The organism is Clavibacter sp. VKM Ac-2872, assembly GCF_015351105.1.
Lineage (GTDB): Bacteria > Actinomycetota > Actinomycetes > Actinomycetales > Microbacteriaceae > Clavibacter.
This window is the reverse complement of sequence record NZ_JADKRR010000001.1, coordinates 1,475,581-1,494,158: the sequence shown is the minus strand read 5'-3', so window position 1 is coordinate 1,494,158 and position 18,578 is coordinate 1,475,581. Positions and strand designations below refer to the sequence as shown.

14 protein-coding genes are annotated in these 18,578 nt (G+C 74.4%); 9 read left to right on the top strand and 5 right to left on the bottom strand.

The window, feature by feature from the left end:
• Nucleotides 1-281 precede the first annotated feature (281 nt).
• The 8 genes from ITJ40_RS07070 to ITJ40_RS07035 all read left to right on the top strand — a co-directional run bounded on the left by ITJ40_RS07070 (nt 282) and on the right by ITJ40_RS07035 (nt 10,535).
• The gene (locus ITJ40_RS07070) at nt 282-1,208 is read left to right on the top strand and encodes an FHA domain-containing protein (RefSeq protein ID WP_194666369.1); all 927 of its coding nucleotides are present in this window, start codon (nt 282-284) and stop codon (nt 1,206-1,208) included.
• Nucleotides 1,198-1,452: a hypothetical protein gene (locus ITJ40_RS07065; RefSeq protein ID WP_194666368.1), complete on the top strand. Its 255-nt coding sequence runs from the start codon at nt 1,198-1,200 to the stop codon at nt 1,450-1,452. The genes ITJ40_RS07070 and ITJ40_RS07065 overlap by 11 nt, the downstream gene beginning before the upstream one ends.
• Nucleotides 1,449-2,759: an EsaB/YukD family protein gene (locus tag ITJ40_RS07060; RefSeq protein ID WP_194666367.1), complete on the top strand. Its 1,311-nt coding sequence runs from the start codon at nt 1,449-1,451 to the stop codon at nt 2,757-2,759. Before ITJ40_RS07065 ends, ITJ40_RS07060 begins: the two co-directional genes overlap by 4 nt.
• A 14-nt stretch (nt 2,760-2,773) precedes the next feature.
• Nucleotides 2,774-3,646 carry a hypothetical protein gene (locus tag ITJ40_RS07055; RefSeq protein WP_194666366.1) on the top strand — a complete coding sequence of 291 codons (873 nt, stop codon included), beginning with the start codon at nt 2,774-2,776 and terminating at the stop codon, nt 3,644-3,646.
• Nucleotides 3,643-7,605: a type VII secretion protein EccCa gene (gene eccCa / locus ITJ40_RS07050; RefSeq protein ID WP_194666365.1), complete on the top strand. Its 3,963-nt coding sequence runs from the start codon at nt 3,643-3,645 to the stop codon at nt 7,603-7,605. The genes ITJ40_RS07055 and eccCa overlap by 4 nt, the downstream gene beginning before the upstream one ends.
• Complete coding sequence (locus tag ITJ40_RS07045; RefSeq protein ID WP_194666364.1) at nt 7,598-8,236, top strand: hypothetical protein; 639 nt, start codon at nt 7,598-7,600, stop codon at nt 8,234-8,236. Before eccCa ends, ITJ40_RS07045 begins: the two co-directional genes overlap by 8 nt.
• Before the next feature lie 58 nt (nt 8,237-8,294).
• The gene (locus ITJ40_RS07040) at nt 8,295-8,741 is read left to right on the top strand and encodes an SRPBCC family protein (protein ID WP_194666363.1); all 447 of its coding nucleotides are present in this window, start codon (nt 8,295-8,297) and stop codon (nt 8,739-8,741) included.
• Nucleotides 8,742-8,837: 96 nt separating this feature from the next.
• A complete protein-coding gene (locus tag ITJ40_RS07035) occupies nt 8,838-10,535 on the top strand; it encodes a long-chain-fatty-acid--CoA ligase (RefSeq protein ID WP_194666362.1) in 1,698 nt (565 codons plus the stop codon).
• A gap of 31 nt (nt 10,536-10,566) precedes the next feature.
• Here the strand turns inward: ITJ40_RS07035 and ITJ40_RS07030 are convergent, their stop codons facing one another.
• Together ITJ40_RS07030 and ITJ40_RS07025 are read right to left on the bottom strand one after the other, a co-directional pair.
• Nucleotides 10,567-11,223 carry a hypothetical protein gene (locus ITJ40_RS07030; protein ID WP_194666361.1) on the bottom strand — a complete coding sequence of 219 codons (657 nt, stop codon included), beginning with the start codon at nt 11,221-11,223 and terminating at the stop codon, nt 10,567-10,569.
• Between the two features lie 137 nt (nt 11,224-11,360).
• The gene (locus ITJ40_RS07025; RefSeq protein WP_370532009.1) at nt 11,361-12,077 is read right to left on the bottom strand and encodes a DedA family protein; all 717 of its coding nucleotides are present in this window, start codon (nt 12,075-12,077) and stop codon (nt 11,361-11,363) included.
• A gap of 133 nt (nt 12,078-12,210) precedes the next feature.
• On the opposite strand from ITJ40_RS07025, the gene ITJ40_RS07020 reads away from it, so the two are divergent.
• Complete coding sequence (locus ITJ40_RS07020) at nt 12,211-13,860, top strand: hypothetical protein (RefSeq protein ID WP_194666360.1); 1,650 nt, start codon at nt 12,211-12,213, stop codon at nt 13,858-13,860.
• A gap of 26 nt (nt 13,861-13,886) precedes the next feature.
• Here the strand turns inward: ITJ40_RS07020 and ITJ40_RS07015 are convergent, their stop codons facing one another.
• Genes ITJ40_RS07015 through gatA form a run of 3 tightly spaced genes read right to left on the bottom strand, consistent with a single transcriptional unit; the run spans nt 13,887 to nt 18,573 of the window.
• Nucleotides 13,887-15,524, bottom strand: a complete 1,638-nt coding sequence (locus ITJ40_RS07015) for an ABC-F family ATP-binding cassette domain-containing protein (protein WP_194666359.1) — start codon at nt 15,522-15,524, stop codon at nt 13,887-13,889.
• On the bottom strand, nt 15,521-17,023 hold the full coding sequence (gatB, locus tag ITJ40_RS07010; RefSeq protein WP_194666358.1) for an Asp-tRNA(Asn)/Glu-tRNA(Gln) amidotransferase subunit GatB: 1,503 nt from the start codon (nt 17,021-17,023) through the stop codon (nt 15,521-15,523). The genes ITJ40_RS07015 and gatB overlap by 4 nt, the downstream gene beginning before the upstream one ends.
• The gene (gene gatA, locus ITJ40_RS07005) at nt 17,023-18,573 is read right to left on the bottom strand and encodes an Asp-tRNA(Asn)/Glu-tRNA(Gln) amidotransferase subunit GatA (RefSeq protein ID WP_194666357.1); all 1,551 of its coding nucleotides are present in this window, start codon (nt 18,571-18,573) and stop codon (nt 17,023-17,025) included. The genes gatB and gatA overlap by 1 nt, the downstream gene beginning before the upstream one ends.
• Nucleotides 18,574-18,578 lie beyond the last annotated feature (5 nt).

Below are 18,578 nucleotides of genomic sequence, written 5' to 3'. Positions count from 1 at the left end.
ATCACCGACGCCGGACGCCACGCCCGACCCGTCGGCATGATACCCCCGGAACGGGGGCGCGAGAACAGCGAGCGTCTGTGCGGTTTTGTCCCGCTAGGATCACGCCTGGCTCGGGCATCGGGCCGCGATCGGGGGAGGACGCGATGCCGCACGCGCTTCTCGGTGCCGCCACGTGCGCGCGGTGCGGGTCACGCACGGGACCGGCCGCGGCGCGCTGCGCGCGGTGCCTGTCCCCGCGGCTCGACGCGGCTCCCGGCACCGCGACCGGCCCCTATCAGGGCATGCTCGCCGGCGTCGTGCCGGCCTCGGCCGGTCGTCGCTACACGGCGCTCATCCTCGATGCCGCTCCGCTGCTCCTGCTCGCCGCCGCCGCGGCGGCGGCGGCGGCCACGGCGGGTGGCCACTGGCCGACGGGCGCCCTGGCGCTGACGCCCATGGTGGCCGTCGCCTTCGTCGTCGCGAACGCCGTCGCCTCCCTCCGCACCGGGCAGACTCTCGGGAGGCGCATCCTCGGGCTCCGCACCGTCGACGACCTCTCGGGCGCTCCGCTCACCGCCATGGACCGGCTCGGTCGCCTGCCGCGCGGCCTACGTCTCCGCACCACCGTGACGGCGGATCTCCGTGCAGGGCGCGATCCTCTCAGCGTCGCCCGCGCGCCGGTGGACGTCCTCGGTGACGACCGCGACCCGACGGACGGCGCGACGCGGGGCGAGGACGATCCGGTACGCCGTGCGCGACGACGCGGCGTGGCCGCCGCGACGCCGGACGAGCGGATCAGGTCGACCGCGGCCGCCCTGGTCCTCGACTCGGGCGAGAGCATCCTCGTCGCGACCCCCGTCGTGGTGGGACGCAAGCCCGAGGCGCAGGTCGACGGTGTGGTCCACGACGTGCACCCCTGGGCCGACCTCTCCCGCACGGTCGCGCGGACGCATGCCCTGTTCGCGTGGTCGGGATCCAGCATGTGGATCACCGACCTCGGCAGCCCCTCCGGCACCGCGATCATCACGCCGGACGGCGAGCGGCGGCCGCTGGTCGCCCGAGTGCCCACCGCCGCGAGCATCGGCTGGACGGTCGAGCTCGGGCGACGGCGCCTCGTCATCGAGCCGGAGTCCGCACCGGCGACCGACGCCGTCGGAGCACCCGGCGGCGCGGAGGCCCCCACGACGTCGCCCACCACGAACGAGAGGACGGCGCTCCGTGCCGACTGATCCCGACGTCATCCTCCTGGAGACGATCCGCACCCACCGCTCCCGGCTCCGCTCGGCCTTCATCTTCGGCGAGCTCACCGAGCGCCGTGTCGTCGACGACAACTCGCGTCGCTTCATCGCGAGCATCGTGGTCGCCGCGGTCGTGTGCGCGGGATGCGTGGGCGCCTCCTTCGTCGGGCACCTGCTCAGCACCACCCCGATCGGCGGCGCGAGCGTGGTCTCGACGCCGGTGAGCACGCCGTGAGCACGTTCACCCGCGTCACGGTGCTCGGATCCCGCAAGCGCGTCGATCTCGTGGCCCCCGGGGACGAGGCGGTCGCCGCGCTGATCGCGCAGCTCGTCGAGCTGCTCGACGAGCGGACCGAGTCAGCCGCGCGGCCGATGACCCTCATCCGGGCCTCGGGCGACCAGCTCGGCGCCGAGGAGTCGCTCGACGAGCAGGGCGTGAAGGCGGGCGACGTGCTCCGGCTCGTCCGCGTCGACGATGCGCCGGCACCGCCCGAGGTCGCCGACGTGACGGACGTCGTCGCCGAGTCCCGCGACGGCCAGGGGTCCCTCTGGGCGGACGTGCACCGGATCACCGCCGCCTGCATCGGGATCACGCTGCTGACGGGCATCGCCTCGTCCCTGCTGGTCGGTGACGGCGCGATGCCCGAGCTCGGCGTCGGTGCGCTGCTGCTGCTCGTCTCCGCGACGGTCCTCGGGCTGACCGGCGTCGCACGTCTCGCCCTCGCCCTCACGGCCGCGGCCCTGGGACTGGCCCTGCCGACCGCCGTGCAGGCATCCCTCGCGTGGATGCCGGAGGGATCCTCCCTCCCGGTGAGCGCGTTCAGCGTGACGGGGATCGCCTGGCTCGTGATCGGCATCGCCCTCGGCGTCGGGCTGCGGCGGCGCGCGCTGCTGCGGGGCGCCATCGTCGGGGTGGCGGCCAGCGCCGTCGCCCTCGGGGTGGATCTGCTCGGCATGAGCGTGGTGGAGGAGTCCGCCGTCGTCGGCGTGGTCTCCGTCGTCGCGATAGGCCTCCTCCCGTGGTACTCGATGACGGCATCCGGCCTCACGGGACTGGACGACCTGGTGATCGCCGGGACGCTCTCCGACCGCGACACTCTGCGCTCCACGGTGGACGACGCGTACCGCTCGCTCAGCTGGGCGAGCCTCGCCGCTGCCATCCCGGCGAGCATCGCCGTGGGTGCCCTCGTGTCCACGGACGAGCCCTGGCCCCTCGCGCTCGGCGTCTCCCTGACGCTCGTGCTCGCCCTGCGGACGCGGGCGTTCCCGCTGGCCTGGCAGGCCCTGCCGCTCTGGGGCGCCGTCACCGTGGTCGCCATCGCCGCGGCGTTCGCGCACGTGCAGGCCAGGGACGGGGTGGTCATCGCCCTCGGCGGCGCCGCCGCCGCATGCCTCCTGGCCTGCGTCGCCCGTCCCACCGTGCAGACGCGGGCACGGCTCCGACGCCTCGGCAACCGGATCGAGACCGTGGCGGTCGTGGCCCTCATGCCCTGCGTCATCGGCGTCTTCGGGATCTACCCGACGCTGCTCGGGACGTTCTGACGATGAGCAGGACGATGACCGTCGCGCGGACCGCGGCGCGCGTGCTCCTCGCGAGTCCCGCCTCCGCGTTCCGCGAAGCGCAGGAGGCCGACACCGCGGTGCGTGCCCCGTTGCCCGTCTCCCGCCGCGTCGGGTTCGTGCAGCTCGCCGGCGGGAGCGGCACATCGGCCGCGGCAGCCGCCGTCGCGGCCACGCTCGCAGCCCGACGCAGCGGCGTCTCGCTCGCGGTCAACGCCTCGGGGGGATCCGCGCACATCCTGAGCCGCCTCCCCCGTGATGCGGCCGACGCGCGGGAGCGCGTCGAGACGCTGCCGGGCACCCTCCGCGACGCCGCGGCCGGCCTCGCGTTCCCCCTCCCCCGACTGGCGGGGCTCGACCTGCAGCGCGACGACCGCCCCACCACGGCGGTCGAGGCCTCCGCCTGGTTCGGCAAGGTCAACCCCGTCTCGCGCTTCTTCGACCTGGTCGTCACCGACTGGGGGGTCCGTCCCGCGGCGGGCGACCTCGCGTCGACGGCCGTCGCGAGCCATGTGCTCTGCCTCGTCTGCCGGGCAGAGCGGCATGCCCTCGAGGAGGTCGTCGCCGTCATCCCCGCCCTCCGGTCGGAGCCGGATCACCCGCGCATCGTGGTCGTGAGCGTCGACGTCGGAGCGCGCGGACGGCACGACGCACGCGACGCGATCGCGCGCGAGGTGGGGGTGCCGCTCGTCCAGCTTCCCTATGACCCCGCGTGGTCGACGACCGTCCCCACCCCGAGCAGGCGGCTCGCGCTCGCCTCGCGCCGGGCCGTCCTCCGGCTCGCGAGCACCGTCGTGACCGAGGCCGTGTCATCGCTCCCCTCCCGCCGGGCGCCCGAGGCCGCCGCCACGGTGGAGGCCATGCGATGAACCGGCTCGTGCACCGGCCGAGCCGGGTGACCCGTCCGCTCGAGCAGCCCGATGAGGAGGTGCTCGCGGCGCCTCCCGCCATGCAGGACGGGCCCCAAGGTGGCTTCCCCGTGCAGTCGCTCATCCCCATCCTCGGGGCCACCGTGAGCGTGACGATGATGACGCTCCTCCGCGGGCAGCAGATCTACATGGTCATCGGCGCGCTCGTCCTGGTCATCGCTGCGATCGGGGGCCTCGCCATGGCCTTCACCCAGCGGAACTCGTCCGCCCGCACGCGCCGTGTGCAGCGCGAGCGCTACCTCGACTACCTGGAGCGGGTCCGGGCGCGCACCCGCGCGCGCAGCCTCGAGACGCGGGAGCAGGCCACCCTCCTCGATCCGCCGCCGGTGGCCCTCCCCGAGATCGTGCGTGACCCGGCCCGGCTCTGGGAGCGGCGGCGCAGCGACGCCGACTTCATGCGGGTGCGCCTGGGGTCCGGGACGAGGCGCTGGCTCGAGCTCGCGCTCCCCGCGGAGGGCAACCCGGTCGAGCCGTACGACCCCATCATGGCCGCCGAGGCCGAGCAGGTCGTCACCCAGCACCAGGTCGTGCGCGGCATGCCGATCACGGTCGACCTCGCCGGCGCGGGTCACGTGTCCGTGATCGGGCCACGCGACGACGTCGTCAACGCGGCGCGCGCCCTCATCGCCCAGCTCGCGGTGTTCCACGCCCCGGACGACATGATGATGGCGCTCACGTTCCCGGAGCATGCCGCCGCCGACTGGCGCGGGGTCGACCAGCTCCCGCACCTCGTCGTCGAGGACGTCTTCGACGGCCCCGTCCCCGCGCGCCGCATCGCCCCCACCCCGCAGGCGCTCCGCACGGTCATCGGCGAGGATCTCGCCGACCGCGCCCAGCTGGCCGCGACCGCGCGGCGGGGCGGCCTCGAGCAGGGCCCTGCGGACATCCCCCGCCTCGTGGTGTTCATGGACGACTACGGGAGGATCGCGGGCTCGCTCCCCGTGCCGGACGCGGAGCTCGACCTGCGCGACCTGCGCATCACGATCGTGCACCTCCTCAGCGATCGCCTTCACGAGCCCTCTGACGTGACGCTCCGCATCGTCGTGGACGGTCCGCACGCCCTCGTCTCGGATGCGCGCCTCGTGCGGCCCGTGTCCGAGTTCTCGCCCGACCTCATGCCGGTCGCCCTGTTCGACGTGCTCACGCGCGCTCTCGCACCGCTCCGGTTGAGCATGTCGCGACGGGATGAGGCGGAGTCGGCGCGCGCCATCGACATCTCCGAGCTCCTCGGCCTCGGCGAGATCCACACGTTGGATCCGGCGATCACGCAGGCGCCGCGCTCACCGCGCGACTTCCTCCGCGTCCCCGTCGGCCTCGACGACTTCGGCGAGCCGCTCCTGCTCGACATCAAGGAGGCCTCGCAGCTCGGCATCGGGCCGCACGGCCTGTGCGTCGGAGCCACCGGATCCGGCAAGAGCGAGTTCCTGCGCACCTTCGTGCTGTCGCTGGCCTCCTCGCACAGCCCCGAGGACCTCGCGATGATCCTCATCGACTACAAGGGCGGCGCGGCCTTCGCCCCCTTCGCCAGCCTCCCGCACGTCGCGGGACTCATCGACAACCTGGCCGACGACCCGCAGCTCACGCAGCGGGCCCGCGCGAGCCTGGCGGGTGAGGTCGTCCGCCGCCAGAAGCTCCTCAAGGACGCCGGCAACGTCCCGTCCATCACCCACTACGCCGAGCTACGGGCGCAGCGGCCGGATCTACCGGGAATGCCGCACCTCCTGCTGGTGATCGACGAGTTCGGCGAGCTTCTCACGGCCGAGCCCGAGCTCATCGACCTGCTCATCCAGATCGGCCGGATCGGGCGCACGCTCGGCATCCACATGCTGCTCTCCAGCCAGAGGCTCGAGGCGGGCAAGCTGCGCGGCCTCGACACCTACCTGTCCTACCGGATCGCGCTCCGCACGTTCTCGGAGTCCGAGAGCAGCATGATCATCGACACCTCCGATGCGTTCCGGCTCCCCGCCGTGCCCGGATACGCCTACCTCAAGTTCGACACGACGTTGCGCCGGTTCCGCTCCGGCTACGTGTCGGGAGCGGTCGCCACGGCCGAACGCGACGAGGCACCTGCCGCTCACGACCGGCGTCGCGGCATCATCCCGCTGCCGACCTACAACGGCATCGCCTCCCGGGAGAGCAGCGAGAGCGCCGAGGAGGCGCTCGCCCGACCGGTGGTGGGGCGTGTCCTCGTCGACCTCGCCGTCGAGCGGCTGCGCCTGGTCGGCGAGACCGTCGCCCCCGTGTGGCTGCCGCCTCTGCCCGATCGCCTCACGCTCGCGTCGCTCGTCGACCGCGCAGACGAGCGGCGTCCGCTGTCCATCCCCATCGGCCTCCTCGACGAACCCGATCGTCAGCGGCAGGATCCGTGGACCCTCGACCTCACCCGCAGCGGCGGCCACGCAGCCGTCTTCGGCGCCCCGCAGTCCGGCCGGACATCGTTCCTCCGCACCCTGGTCGTCTCGCTCGTCCTCACCCACCGCCCCGACCAGGTCGCGATCTACGGCTTGGACTTCTCCGGGGGCGGCCTCTCCCGGGTCGAGGGCTTCCCGCACGTCGGCGGCATCGGGACCCGGACGAATCGGGAGAAGCTGCAGCGGGTGACGGAGGAGATGCGCCGGATGCTCGGGGAGCGCGAGACGCTGTTCTCCCGCCACGCCGTGGACTCCATGCCCACGCTCCGCCGCCTGCACGCCCAGGGCCGCATCCCGGAGCTGGACGCGCCCGATGTGGTGCTCGTCATCGACGAGGCCGGGGCGCTCCGTGGCGACCACGAGGAGCTCGAGCCGGTCGTGCAGGAGCTCCTCCAGCGCGGGGGCGCCTACGGCATCCACGTGGTGCTGGCGCTCACCCGCTGGAACGACCTCCGCACCACCCTCCAGCCCTTCATCGGCACGCGGGTCGAGCTCCGCCTGAACGACGCGCTCGAATCGCTCGCCGGCCGCCGCCTCTCCGAGACGCTGCGCGCCGAGCAGCCCGGTCGTGCCATCACGGACGACCGTCGATTCGCGCAGATCGCCCTGCCCGTGCTGGAGACCGAGCCGGGGCTCGACCTGGGCGAGGCACTGGAGCGCCTGGCCCGCGACACGACCGACCGCTGGCAGGGTGCGGGTGCCCGCGAGATACGGCTGCTCCCCGAGACGCTCCCCGCCGCCCAGCTGCCGGACCCGATCGAGGTCCCCCACCTCGTCCCGGTGGGGCTGGCGCAGGAGGACATGCAGCCCGTCGCGCTCGACCTCCGGGGACCGGACCCGCACCTGCTCGTCTTCGGGGACACGGGAGCCGGGAAGAGCAACCTGCTGCGCGTCGTGATCGACGGCGCCGTCGCGCGCAACACCCCGGACCAGCTCGTGGTGGCGCTCGTCGACATCCGCGGCGCGCTCTCCGACGCGTGCCCGGACGACTATCTGGGGGGATACGCCGGCGACGCTCCGCAGGCCGCGGAGCTGGTGACGGCCATCGTGGGTGAGCTGACCCGGCGACGGGCGGAGCACGACACCCGCGCCGCGCGGATCCTCCTCGTGATCGACGACCACGACATCGTCGCGGCGTCGGGCACAGAAGCCCTGCGTCCGCTGCTGCCGTTCATCGCCAGCGCCAGGGACCTGCGGCTCACGGTCGTCCTCGCCCGCCCCGTCGCCGGCACCTCTCGAGCCTTCTTCGACCTGGTGCTGCAATCGCTCCGGGACAACGGGGCGACGGGCGTCGTGATGTCCGGCGAGCGGACGGAGGGGCAGATCGTGCCCGGCATCCACGCGGAGCGCATGATCCCGGGACGCGCGCGGCTGGTCCGTCGCGGCGATCGTGCGCAGCTGATCCAGGTCGCTCTCCAGGACCCCGCGCACCAGGGTGCCGTCCGAGAGGACGCCGTGAACGAGGAGGCGGGGGCGGCCCATGGCTGAGACCGGACCTCCCCCTGCCGCGCGCCCCCGCGAGCGAGCCGCCGTGCGGGTGGTCTTCGCTGGCACATCGGGCGGCGTCGGCACGACGACGGCGATGTCCCTCGTGTTCTCGGCCCTGCAGCACCGCGCGGGAGGGGCACCTGCCCTGACCGACCACACGGGCGGCACGCTCGGAGCCCGGCTCCCGCTGGGCGACGAGTCCGACGCCGTCGACGGCCACCTCGTCCTCCACGACCTCGGGGCGCACGCCCGCGGCGAGGGCATCGACCTGCTCGAGTCACCCGCGACACTCCTGGCCATCACGACGGCGTCGACCCCCACCGGGATCGCCGGGGCGACCGAGCTGCTGACGGACATCACCTCTCGGTACGGGATCGCGGCCATGGCCCGCGTCACCATCGTCGCCAGCCAGACCAACGGCCGCCACGACGTCTCCGCGGAGTCGCGCCGCCTGTTCGCCACGCACGGACGCACCATGGTCTACGACATCCCCGCCGACGCCGCGCTCGCGGTCGGTGGACGCATTCCGCTCAACCGGCTGCGGCGAGGCACACGCGACGCCCAGACCCGGCTCGCGAAGCACCTGGACGAGGTCGCGCGTCGCTTCCATCTGGCGCGCCCGCCCGGGTGAGGCGGGAGGCGGCCCGCCACCCCGCGCCACCGGAGCGGCCTCCGGCAGACTGGATCCCATGTCCATCACCCGCCGCCGCATGTCCTGCTCTCCCGCCGACGTCGCCGAGGTGGTGGTCGACGGCTGGCTCTTCCCCGCCTGGGTGGTCGGCGCGTCCCGGATGCGGGCCGTCGACGCGTCCTGGCCCGCGGTCGGCGCCCGGCTGCACCACTCGTTCGGCTCCTGGCCCGCGCTCATCGACGACGCGACGACGATGCTCGAGTGGGACCCGCCCCGCCGCATGGTCATGCAGCCGAAGGGCTGGCCCATCGGCGAGGCGCGCGTGACCCTCGAGGTGCGGACGCTGCCCGACGGCTGCGAGGTGCGGATGACCGAGGAGGCCGTGCGGGGCCCGGGGCGCCTCGTGCCGGCCCCGGTCATGGACCTGCTGCTGCACGCGCGCAACGTGGAGACGCTGCGCCGTCTCGCCTACCTGGCCGAGGGGCGGCGGGCAGGCCGGGCCTGATCCACGCCGGTCGGCTGCCCGCCGCCCGCTCCGCGCCGCCCGCATCCCCGTGCCGTCGCCGCCGCGTCACCGGCCCCGGCCCGCACGCGACCTAGAATGGGAGGAGTGACCTCCCCCACCGAGCGGCCCTGGCTGGCCAGCTACGCGCCCGACGTCCCGCACGAGATCGATCTGCCGCAGGGATCGCTCGTGGACATCGTCGACCAGTCCGTGCTCCGCTTCCCCGGCGGCACCGCGCTCGACTTCCTCGGGGCGGAGACCAGCTACCGCGATCTCGGCGAGCAGATCGCGCGGGCCGCGCAGGGTCTGCACGACGCCGGCGTGCGCGCGGGCGACCCCGTCGCGATCGTGCTGCCCAACTGCCCGCAGCACGTCGTGGCGTTCTACGCGGTGCTGCGCCTCGGCGCCGTCGTCGTGGAGCACAACCCGCTATACACGCCCCGCGAGCTGCAGCACCAGTTCGAGGACCACGGGGCCCGCACCGTCATCGCGTGGGACAGATCGGTCGCCACCATCCAGGCGCTCCCCGACGGCGCACGACCCGAGCGCATCGTCTCCGTCGACGTGACGCGGGCCATGCCGACGCGCACCCGGCTGCTCCTGCGCCTTCCCGTCCCGAAGGCCCGCGCGGCCCGCGCGGCGATCGCGGCGAAGGTCACCGGCACGATCACCTGGGAGCGGATCGGCGCCACGGCGCCCCTGCCGGTCGACCACCCGCGTCCGGCGGCGACGGACCTCGCGGTGATCCAGTACACGAGCGGCACGACGGGCGCGCCGAAGGGCGCCGAGCTCACGCACCTCAACCTCAGCGCGAACGCCGCCCAGTCACGCGCGTGGGTGCCCACGGTGCCGCGCGGCACGAGCGTCGTGTACGCGGTGCTGCCGATGTTCCACGCCTACGGGCTGACCCTCTGCCTCACCTTCGCGATGAGCATGGGCTCACGCCTCGTCCTCTTCCCCCGCTTCGAGCCCGACCTCGTGCTGCAGGCGATCCGCCGCCACCCGCCGACGTTCCTCCCCGCCGTGCCACCCATCTACAAGCGGCTGCGCGAGGCCGCCGAGGCCGAGGGCGTCTCGCTCGCCGGCATCTCCATCTCCATCTCCGGCGCGATGGCGCTGCCCGAGTCGGTCGTCGTCCCGTGGGAGGAGCAGACCGGCGGCTGGCTCGTCGAGGGCTACGGGCTCTCGGAGTGCTCGCCCGTGCTCATGGCGAACCCGGTCGGCGACACGCGTCGCGCCGGGACGGTCGGGCTGCCGCTGCCCAACACGGAGGTGCGCGTCGTGGATCCCGAGGATCCGTCGATCGACCGGCCCGCGGGCGAGCCCGGCGAGCTGCTCGTGCGCGGGCCCCAGGTCTTCCGCGGCTACCACGGCCGGCCGGAGGAGACCGCCGCGGTGCTGCTCGAGGGCGGCTGGTTCCGCACGGGCGACGTGGTGACGATCGACGAGGACGGTTTCGTGCGCATCGCCGACCGCATCAAGGAGCTCATCATCACGGGCGGGTTCAACGTGTCGCCGAGCGAGGTCGAGGAGGCGGTGCGCGAGCTCCCCGGCGTGCGGGACGCGGCGGTCGTCGGGATCCCGCGCGACGACGGCGACGAGGAGGTCGTCGCCGCCGTGGTGCTCGAGGAGGGCGCGACGCTCGACGAGCAGGCCGCGCGGACGACGCTGCGCGCGGAGCTGGCGGCCTACAAGGTGCCCCGGCGGATCGTGGTGCTCGACGAGCTGCCGACGTCGCTCCTCGGCAAGGTGCTGCGCCGGAAGGTGCGCGAGGGGATCGTCGAGGCGGGGTAGGCGCCCGGCCTGCTCGCCGGGCGTCCGCGGGTCAGAAGAAGTCCCCGCCGCCGAAGTCGCCGCCGCCCATGTCGGTGCCGCCACCGAAGTCGCCGCCCCCGAAGTCGCCGCTGCCGAAGTCGCCCGCGCCCGCGTCGGGACCTCCCGCGTCCGCGGTGCCGTCTGGCCCGCCGTCCGCGCCGACGTCCGCCGCGCCGGCGTCCGCCTGGTCCTGCCCGACCGCGTCGGGGATGAGCGCCTGCGCGATGGCCGACCCGACCACGACGCCCGCGATGGTGCCGAGCATGGATCCGGCGATCATGCCGCCCACTCCCCTGCCTGCGCCGCCCCCGCCCGCGAGGCCGCCGCGCGGTCCGAGGGTCCGCTCGAGCGTGCCGGGTGCGCGCATCTCCGAACGGGTCGCGGAGCGGGCGAGCGACTCGGGGCGGTCGTCCACGGGCGCGTCGCCCTCGGCGGCGTCCGAGCTGAGCTGGCGGAAGAGGATCTCGCGCTGCTCGGGCGTCAGCTTCCGGAACGCCTCGAGGTGCACCTCCTCGATCCTCTCGGGCGGGGCCGTGCGGAGGAGGTAGCGGTAGCGCTCGACAGCCACCTCGTCCGCGCTGCGCTCGCGCTGGGCGGCGCCCGAAGCGCGGTCACGTCGCCCGGCGGGCTGCTCGTCGCGGCCCAGGAGCCTGTCCAGGAATCCCATGGTGGTGCCTCTCGCCGGGGCCGGATCGGCGCGTGTCGCCGACCTCGTCGGCCCGCGGCCACCGTACGGCCCGGGCCGGGGAACCCCGTGGGAGGCGGGTGCGCATCGCCCGCGCGCGGCACGCGTCCGCGCGGGCGTCAGCGGTCGCGAGCGGCCCGGCCCCGCTGGGCCCGACGGCGCACGGCCCGTCCGACCAGCAGGAGCACGAGGAGGCCGAGGACGGCGTACACCGCGTAGTCGAGGTACTGCGCGTAGCGGTCGATCAGCTCGTACTGGCTGCCGAGGGCGGCGCCCAGGCCGATGAGCGCGCCGTTCCAGAGCCCGCTGCCGGCGATCGTGTACGCGCTGAACGTGCCGAGGTGCATGCCCGACGCGCCGGCGGGCAGGGAGATGAGGCTGCGGACGCCCGGCACGAGGCGTCCGAAGAACACCGCCGACCGGCCGTGGCGGTGGAACCACGCGGCGGCCACCTCGAAGTCGTGGCGCTCCACGAGCGGCAGCTTCGCGAGCACGCGGATCGTCCGCTCCTCCCCCGCCTTGCGGCCGAGCCAGTACAGCAGCAGGGCGCCGAGGTAGGCCCCGAGCGTGCTGGCCACGATGACGAGGACCAGGTTCATGCGACCCGTGGCCGCGACGAAGCCGGCCAGCGGCAGGACCACCTCGCTGGGGATGGGCGGGAAGACCGTCTCGATGAACGTCATGGCGCCCACGCCCGCCTCGCCCAGCGCCTCGATGACCCGGGCGGCGGCGCCCACGAGCCCGTCGAGGCCCTCGAGCGGATCCCCGCCCGTCGCCGCGGGACGGATCCCGGCGGTCGTCGTCGGCAGGAGGAGCGGCGGCAGGAGAGCGGTCACCCGACAACGGTACCCGGCGCACCGGAGGGCGCCGGCGGCGGGCATGCCGCGCGGATGCCCGGCGTGCGGCGCCTCCCCGACGCGGCCATGCCCTGTCCGCTCGCCCCCGCCCGGGGTCGCGTACCGTGGTCGGGTGCTGTCCCCTCTCCGCCTCCCCCGGTCCCTCCGCGCCTCCGCCTCCCTCCTCACCGCCCTCGGCCTGATCGCGGGCCTCGGCGCCTGCTCCGCGCAGCGCGACGCGCCCGAGGGGGGCCGCCCGGTGACCGCCGCGCCCGACGCGCCGCTCACGGTCGTGGGCCAGGCCGACGACTCGGACGCGTCGGTCGCCATGAGCGGGAGCCTCTACCGCTCCGCGCCCGTCGCCGTGCTCGCGCCCGCGGGCGACGTCGCGGCGCAGGAGCTCGGGGCCGAGGCCGCGGTCGCGCTCGGCGCGCCCCTCATCGTCCAGGGGGCCGGGGCCGCGCCCGAGATCGCGCGCCTCGGATCCTCGGGGGTGCTCGCCGTCGGCGACCTCGGCGACGACGCCGCCTCCGCCCTGCCTGGGTCGACCACCATCGTGCGGGCCGACCGCGCCGCGGACGTCTCCCGCCTCACGGGAGCCGACGTCGCGGACGCCGCGGACGCGGACCCGTCCGCCGCCGTCTCACGCGTCGCCGCGCTCGCCGCGCCCGACGCGGACGCCTCCCCGAGGACCCCGCCCACCGGATCCGGCGACGACGCGCTCCCGTCCACCGCGCCCGCGGCCTCCCTCACGGGGGCGCACGCCCTCGCCACCGACGCCGCGTCCTCCCTCGCCGCGGTCGCGACCGCGCGCGCGGCGGGCGTCGGCGTGACCGTCGTGCCCGAGGCGGACCCGGATCCGCGGGCCTCGGCCGACACGGTGGCCGCCCTGCACGAGGCGGGAGCGACGAGCACGATCGCCGTCGGCGCCGCCTACGCGGACGACGCCTCGCTCGAAGGCCGCATCCGCACCGCCGCCACGGGCGACCAGCTGCCGGGCGGCGGCCAGCTCGTCCTGCCGGGCAAGCGCTACGTCGCGCTCTACGGCGCCGCCGGCACGGGCGCGCTCGGCGTGCTCGGCGAGCAGGGTCCCGCGGATGCCGTCGCCCGCGCCAGGGCGCAGGCCGCCGAGTACCAGCCGTACTCCGACGAGCCCGTGATCCCGATGTTCGAACTCATCGCCACGGTCGCCGCGGGCGACGCGGGCCCCGACGGCGACTACTCGTCCGAGGTCCCCGTGGAGACCCTGCAGCCCTGGCTCGACGCGGCCAGGGACGCGGGCGTCTACGTCGTCATCGACCTCCAGCCCGGCCGCACCGACTTCCTCACGCAGGCGAAGCGCTACGAGTCGGTGCTCGCGCAGCCGGGCGTGGGCCTGGCACTCGACCCCGAGTGGCGCCTCGGACCGGACCAGGTGCCGCTCAAGCAGATCGGCAGCGTGTCCGCGTCCGAGGTCGACGCCACGACCGACTGGCTCGCCGGCCTCGTGCGCGACGCGGGCCTGCCGCAGAAGATGTTCGTGCTGCACCAGTTCCGGTCGAGCATGATCCAGGACCGCGCGTCGATCGACATGGGCCACCCGGAGCTCGCGATGCTCGTCCACGCCGACGGCCAGGGCGGCCAGCCCGACAAGCAGGCCACCTGGCGCGCGCTGCACGTCGATGCCCCCGCCGGCATGGCGTGGGGATGGAAGAACTTCATCGACGAGGACCACCCGATGCTGACGCCGGAGCAGACCATGACGGAGGTCTCCCCCGTGCCGGACCTCGTCACCTACCAGTAGCGCTGCGGCGCGACGGGACGGGGGCGTCAGGACTCGGTGACGACGCCCCGCTCCACGTGCCAGTGCCGGTCGAGGCGCACGGCGTCGAGCATCCGACGGTCGTGCGTGACGAGCAGGAGCGTGCCGTCGTAGCTGTCGAGCGCCTGCTCGAGCTGCTCGATGGCGGGCAGGTCGAGGTGGTTGGTCGGCTCGTCGAGCACGAGCAGGTTGACCCCGCGGGCCTGCAGGAGCGCGAGCCCGGCGCGCGTGCGCTCCCCCGGCGACAGGCCGTCGACGGGACGCGTGACGTGGTCGGCGCGCAGGCCGAACTTCGCGAGCAGCGTGCGGACCTCGGCGGGCGACATGTCGGGCACCTGCTCGGCGAACGACTCCGCGAGCGGCAGCTCGCCCCGCAGCGACGCGCGCGCCTGATCGATCTCGCCCACCTGCACGCTGCGCCCGGGCGACGCGTCGCCCGCGTCCGGCGCGATGCGGCCGAGGACCAGCCCGAGCAGCGTCGACTTGCCTGCACCGTTCGGGCCGGTGATCCCGATGCGGTCGCCGCCGTCGACCTGCAGCGAGACGGGTCCGAGGGTGAAGCCGCCGAGGGTGACGGTCGCCTCCCGCAGCGTCGCGACCACCGCGCTCGACCGCGGCGCCTGCCCGATGGTGAAGGCGAGCTCCCACTCCTTGCGCGGCTCCTCGACCTCCTCGAGGCGCGCGATGCGGCTCTCCATCTGGCGGACCTTCTGGCCCTGCTTCTCGCTGGACTCGGCCGCGGCCTTGCGGCGGATCTTGTCGTTGTCGGGCGCCTTGCGCATGGCGTTCCTGACCCCCTGCGACGACCACTCGCGCTGCGTGCGGGCGCGGGCGACGAGGTCCGCCTTGGTGTCGGCGAACTGCTCGTACGCCTCGCGCGCGTGGCGGCGGGCGACCTGGCGCTCCTCGAGGAACGCGTCGTAGCCGCCCTCGTAGACGCGGACGCTGTCCTGCGCGAGGTCGAGCTCGACCACGGTCGTGACGCAGCGCGCCAGGAACTCGCGGTCGTGCGAGACGAGCACGACGCCGCCGCGGAGGCCGCGCACGAAGGACTCGAGGCGCGCGAGGCCGTCGAGGTCGAGGTCGTTGGTGGGCTCGTCGAGGAGCACGACGTCGAAGCGGCTGAGCAGGAGCGCGGCGAGGGCGACGCGGGCGGCCTGCCCGCCGGAGAGGCCGGCGGTGGGGAGCTCCGGATCGAGGTCGAGCCCGAGCTCCGCCAGGGTGACGGGCAGGCGCTCGTCGAGGTCGGCCGCGCCGCTCGCCATCCAGCGGTCGAGCGCGGTGCCGTAGGCGTCGTCGGCGCCCGGGAGTCCCTCGCCGAGCGCGACGGCCGTGCGATCCAGCTCGGCCGAGGCCTCGGCGCAACCCGTGCGGCGGGCGACGTAGCCGGCGACGGTCTCCCCGGGGATCCGCTCGTGCTCCTGCGGCAACCAGCCGATGAAGGCGTCGGCGGGCGACAGCAGCACCCGGCCGTCCTGCGGCGCGTCGACGCCCGCGAGGAGCCGCAGCAGCGTGCTCTTCCCGGCGCCGTTCGCGCCGACGAGGCCGACGACGTCCCCGGGCGCGACCGTGAGGTCGAGCCCGGAGAACAGCGTGCGGTGCCCGTGGCCTCCGGCGAGGCCGCGGGCGACGAGGGTGGCGGTCACGAGGCCTGCGCGCGCTCCAGCACGAGCTCGCGGACGCGGGCCGCGTCCGCCTGTCCGCGCATGGCCTTCATCACGGCGCCGATGACGGCACCTGCGGCCTGCACCTTGCCGTCGCGGATCTTCGCGAGCACGTCGGGCTGCGCCTGCAGCGCCTCGTCGATGGCGGCGATGAGCGGGCCGTCGTCGGACACGACCGCGAGGCCGCGGGCGTCCACGACCTCCTGCGCCGTGCCCTCGCCGTCGATGACGCCCTCGAGCACGTCGCGCGCGAGGCGGTTCGTGAGCGTCCCGGCCTCGACCAGCTGGATCACCGACGCGACCTGCTCGGGCGTGATGAGCGTCGCCGCGTCCACGCCGCGCGCGTTGGCGATGCGGGCGATCTCCCCCGTCCACCACTTGCGCGCCGCCTGCGGGGCGGCCCCGGCCTCGACCGTGTCGACGAGCTCGGTGAGGAGGCCGGAGTTCACGACGTCCTGGAACTCGAGGTCGGTGAAGCCCCACTCGGCCTTGAGCCGGCGGCGGCGGATCGCGGGCGCCTCGGGCAGCGCGGCCCGCAGCTCCTCGATCAGCTCGGCGCTCGGCTGCACGGGCAGCAGGTCGGGCTCCGGGAAGTAGCGGTAGTCGTCGGCGTCGCTCTTCGGGCGGCCGGCGGAGGTGCGGCCGGTGTCCTCGTGCCAGTGCCGCGTCTCCTGCGTGATCGTGCCGCCCGCGGCGAGGATGGCCGCCTGGCGCTGGATCTCGTAGCGGATGGCGCGCTCGACGCTGCGCAGCGAGTTGACGTTCTTCGTCTCCGTGCGGGTGCCGAGCTTCCCGGATCCGCGCGGGCTCAGCGAGATGTTCGCGTCGCAGCGGAGGTTGCCGCGCTCCATCTTCGCGTCGGAGATGCCGAGCGCCACGACGATGTCGCGGATGGTCGACACGTACGCCTTCGCGAGCTCGGGCGCCTCGCCCTCCGCGCCGTAGATGATGTCGGTGACGATCTCCACGAGCGGCACGCCCGCGCGGTTGTAGTCGACGAGCGAGTGGTCGGCGCCCTGGATCCGGCCCGTCGCGCCGCCCACGTGCGTGAGCTTCCCGGCGTCCTCCTCCATGTGCGCGCGCTCGATCGGCACCGTGACGATGCGGCCGTCGGGCATCTCGACCTCGACGGAGCCGCGGAACGCGATGGGCTCGTCGAACTGGCTGATCTGGTAGTTCTTCGCGAGGTCCGGGTAGAAGTAGTTCTTCCGCGCGAAGCGCGAGCTGGGCGCGATCGAGCAGCCGAGCGCGAGCCCCAGGCTGATCGAGTGGCGCACGGCCTGCTCGTTCACCACGGGAAGCGAGCCCGGGAGACCCAGGTCGACCGGCGTGATGTTGGTGTTGGGCTCGCCGCCGAAGAAGTTCGGGGCGTCCGAGAACATCTTGGTGCGCGTGTTGAGCTCCACGTGCACCTCGAACCCGAGCACGGGCTCGAACATCTCGATGGCCTTGTCGTAGTCCATCAGCTCTGCCTTGGCCATCAGTGCGTGTCTCCGTCCAGGGTGGTGCGCGTCGCGGCGCGCGCGAGCTCGGGTGCCTGGGCGAGCAGCGGCCCGCCCCACTGCCGCTCGAGGATCCCCTCGAGCGCGGCGCCGACCGTGTAGAGGCGCGCGTCCTCGCGGGCGGGCGCCATGAACTGGATCCCGACGGGCAGGCCGTCCTCGGGCGCGAGCCCGATGGGGAGGCCGATGCCGGGGACGCCCGCGAGGTTCGCGGGGATCGTGGTGAGGTCGTTGAGGTACATGGCCAGCGGGTCGTCGAGCTTCTCGCCGAGCTTGAACGCCGTGGTGGGCGCGGACGGCGTGACAAGCACGTCGACCTGCTGGAACGCGGCGTCGAAGTCGCGCTGGATGAGCGTGCGGACCTTCTGCGCGCTGCCGTAGTAGGCGTCGTAGTAGCCGGCGCTCAGCGCGTAGGTGCCGAGGATGATCCGGCGCTTGACCTCGGGGCCGAAGCCGGCCTCGCGGGTGGCGGCCATCACGTCCTCGACGGTGCCGCCGCCGGGCGGGTTCACGCGGAGGCCGAAGCGCACCGAGTCGAACTTGGCGAGGTTGCTCGACGCCTCAGCGGGGAGGATCAGGTAGTAGGCCGCGATGGCGTGCTCGAAGTTCGGCGCGCTCACCTCGACGATCTCGGCGCCGGCCTGCTCCAGCAGGTCCAGCGCCTCGCGGAAGCGCTGCGTGACGCCGGCCTGGAAGCCCTCGCCGTCGAGCTGCTTCACGACGCCGATGCGGAGGCCCTTCACGGATCCCTCGCGCTGCCCGGCCCGCGCGGCGTCCGCGAAGGACGGCCACGCGTCAGTGAGCGACGTGGAGTCGCGCGGGTCGTGCCCGCCGATGACGTCGTGCACGAGCGCCGAGTCGAGCACCGTGCGGGAGACGGGGCCGACCTGGTCGAGGCTGGAGGCGAGCGCGATGGCGCCGTAGCGGCTCACGCCGCCGTAGGTGGGCTTGACGCCGACGGATCCCGTAACGGCGGCGGGCTGGCGGATGGAGCCGCCCGTGTCGGAGCCGAGCGCGACGGGCGCCTCGAACGCGGCGACCGCGGCCGCGGATCCGCCGCCCGAGCCGCCGGGGATGCGGTCGAGGTCCCACGGGTTGTGCGTGGCGCCGAACGCCGAGTGCTCGGTGGACGAGCCCATCGCGAACTCGTCCATGTTGGTCTTGCCGAGCGGCACGAGGCCCGCGGCGCGCAGGCGCTGCACGACGGTCGCGTCGTACGGCGGCGTCCAGCCCTCGAGCATGCGCGAGCCCGCGGTGGACGGCATGTCGATGGTGCAGAGCACGTCCTTGATCGCGATGGGCACGCCCGCGAGCGGCCCGAGCGGGGCGCCGTCCGCGCGCTGCGCGTCGATCTCCGCGGCGCGCCCGAGCGCGCGCTCCCCGGAGACGTGGAGGAACGCGTGGACGTCGCCGTCGACGTGGTCGATGCGATCGAGGTGCGCGCGCACGGCGTCGACGCTCGAGACGTCGCGGGAGGCGAGGCGGGAGGCGAGGTCGGCGGCGCTGAGGCGCGTGAGGTCGTCGGTCATGGTGC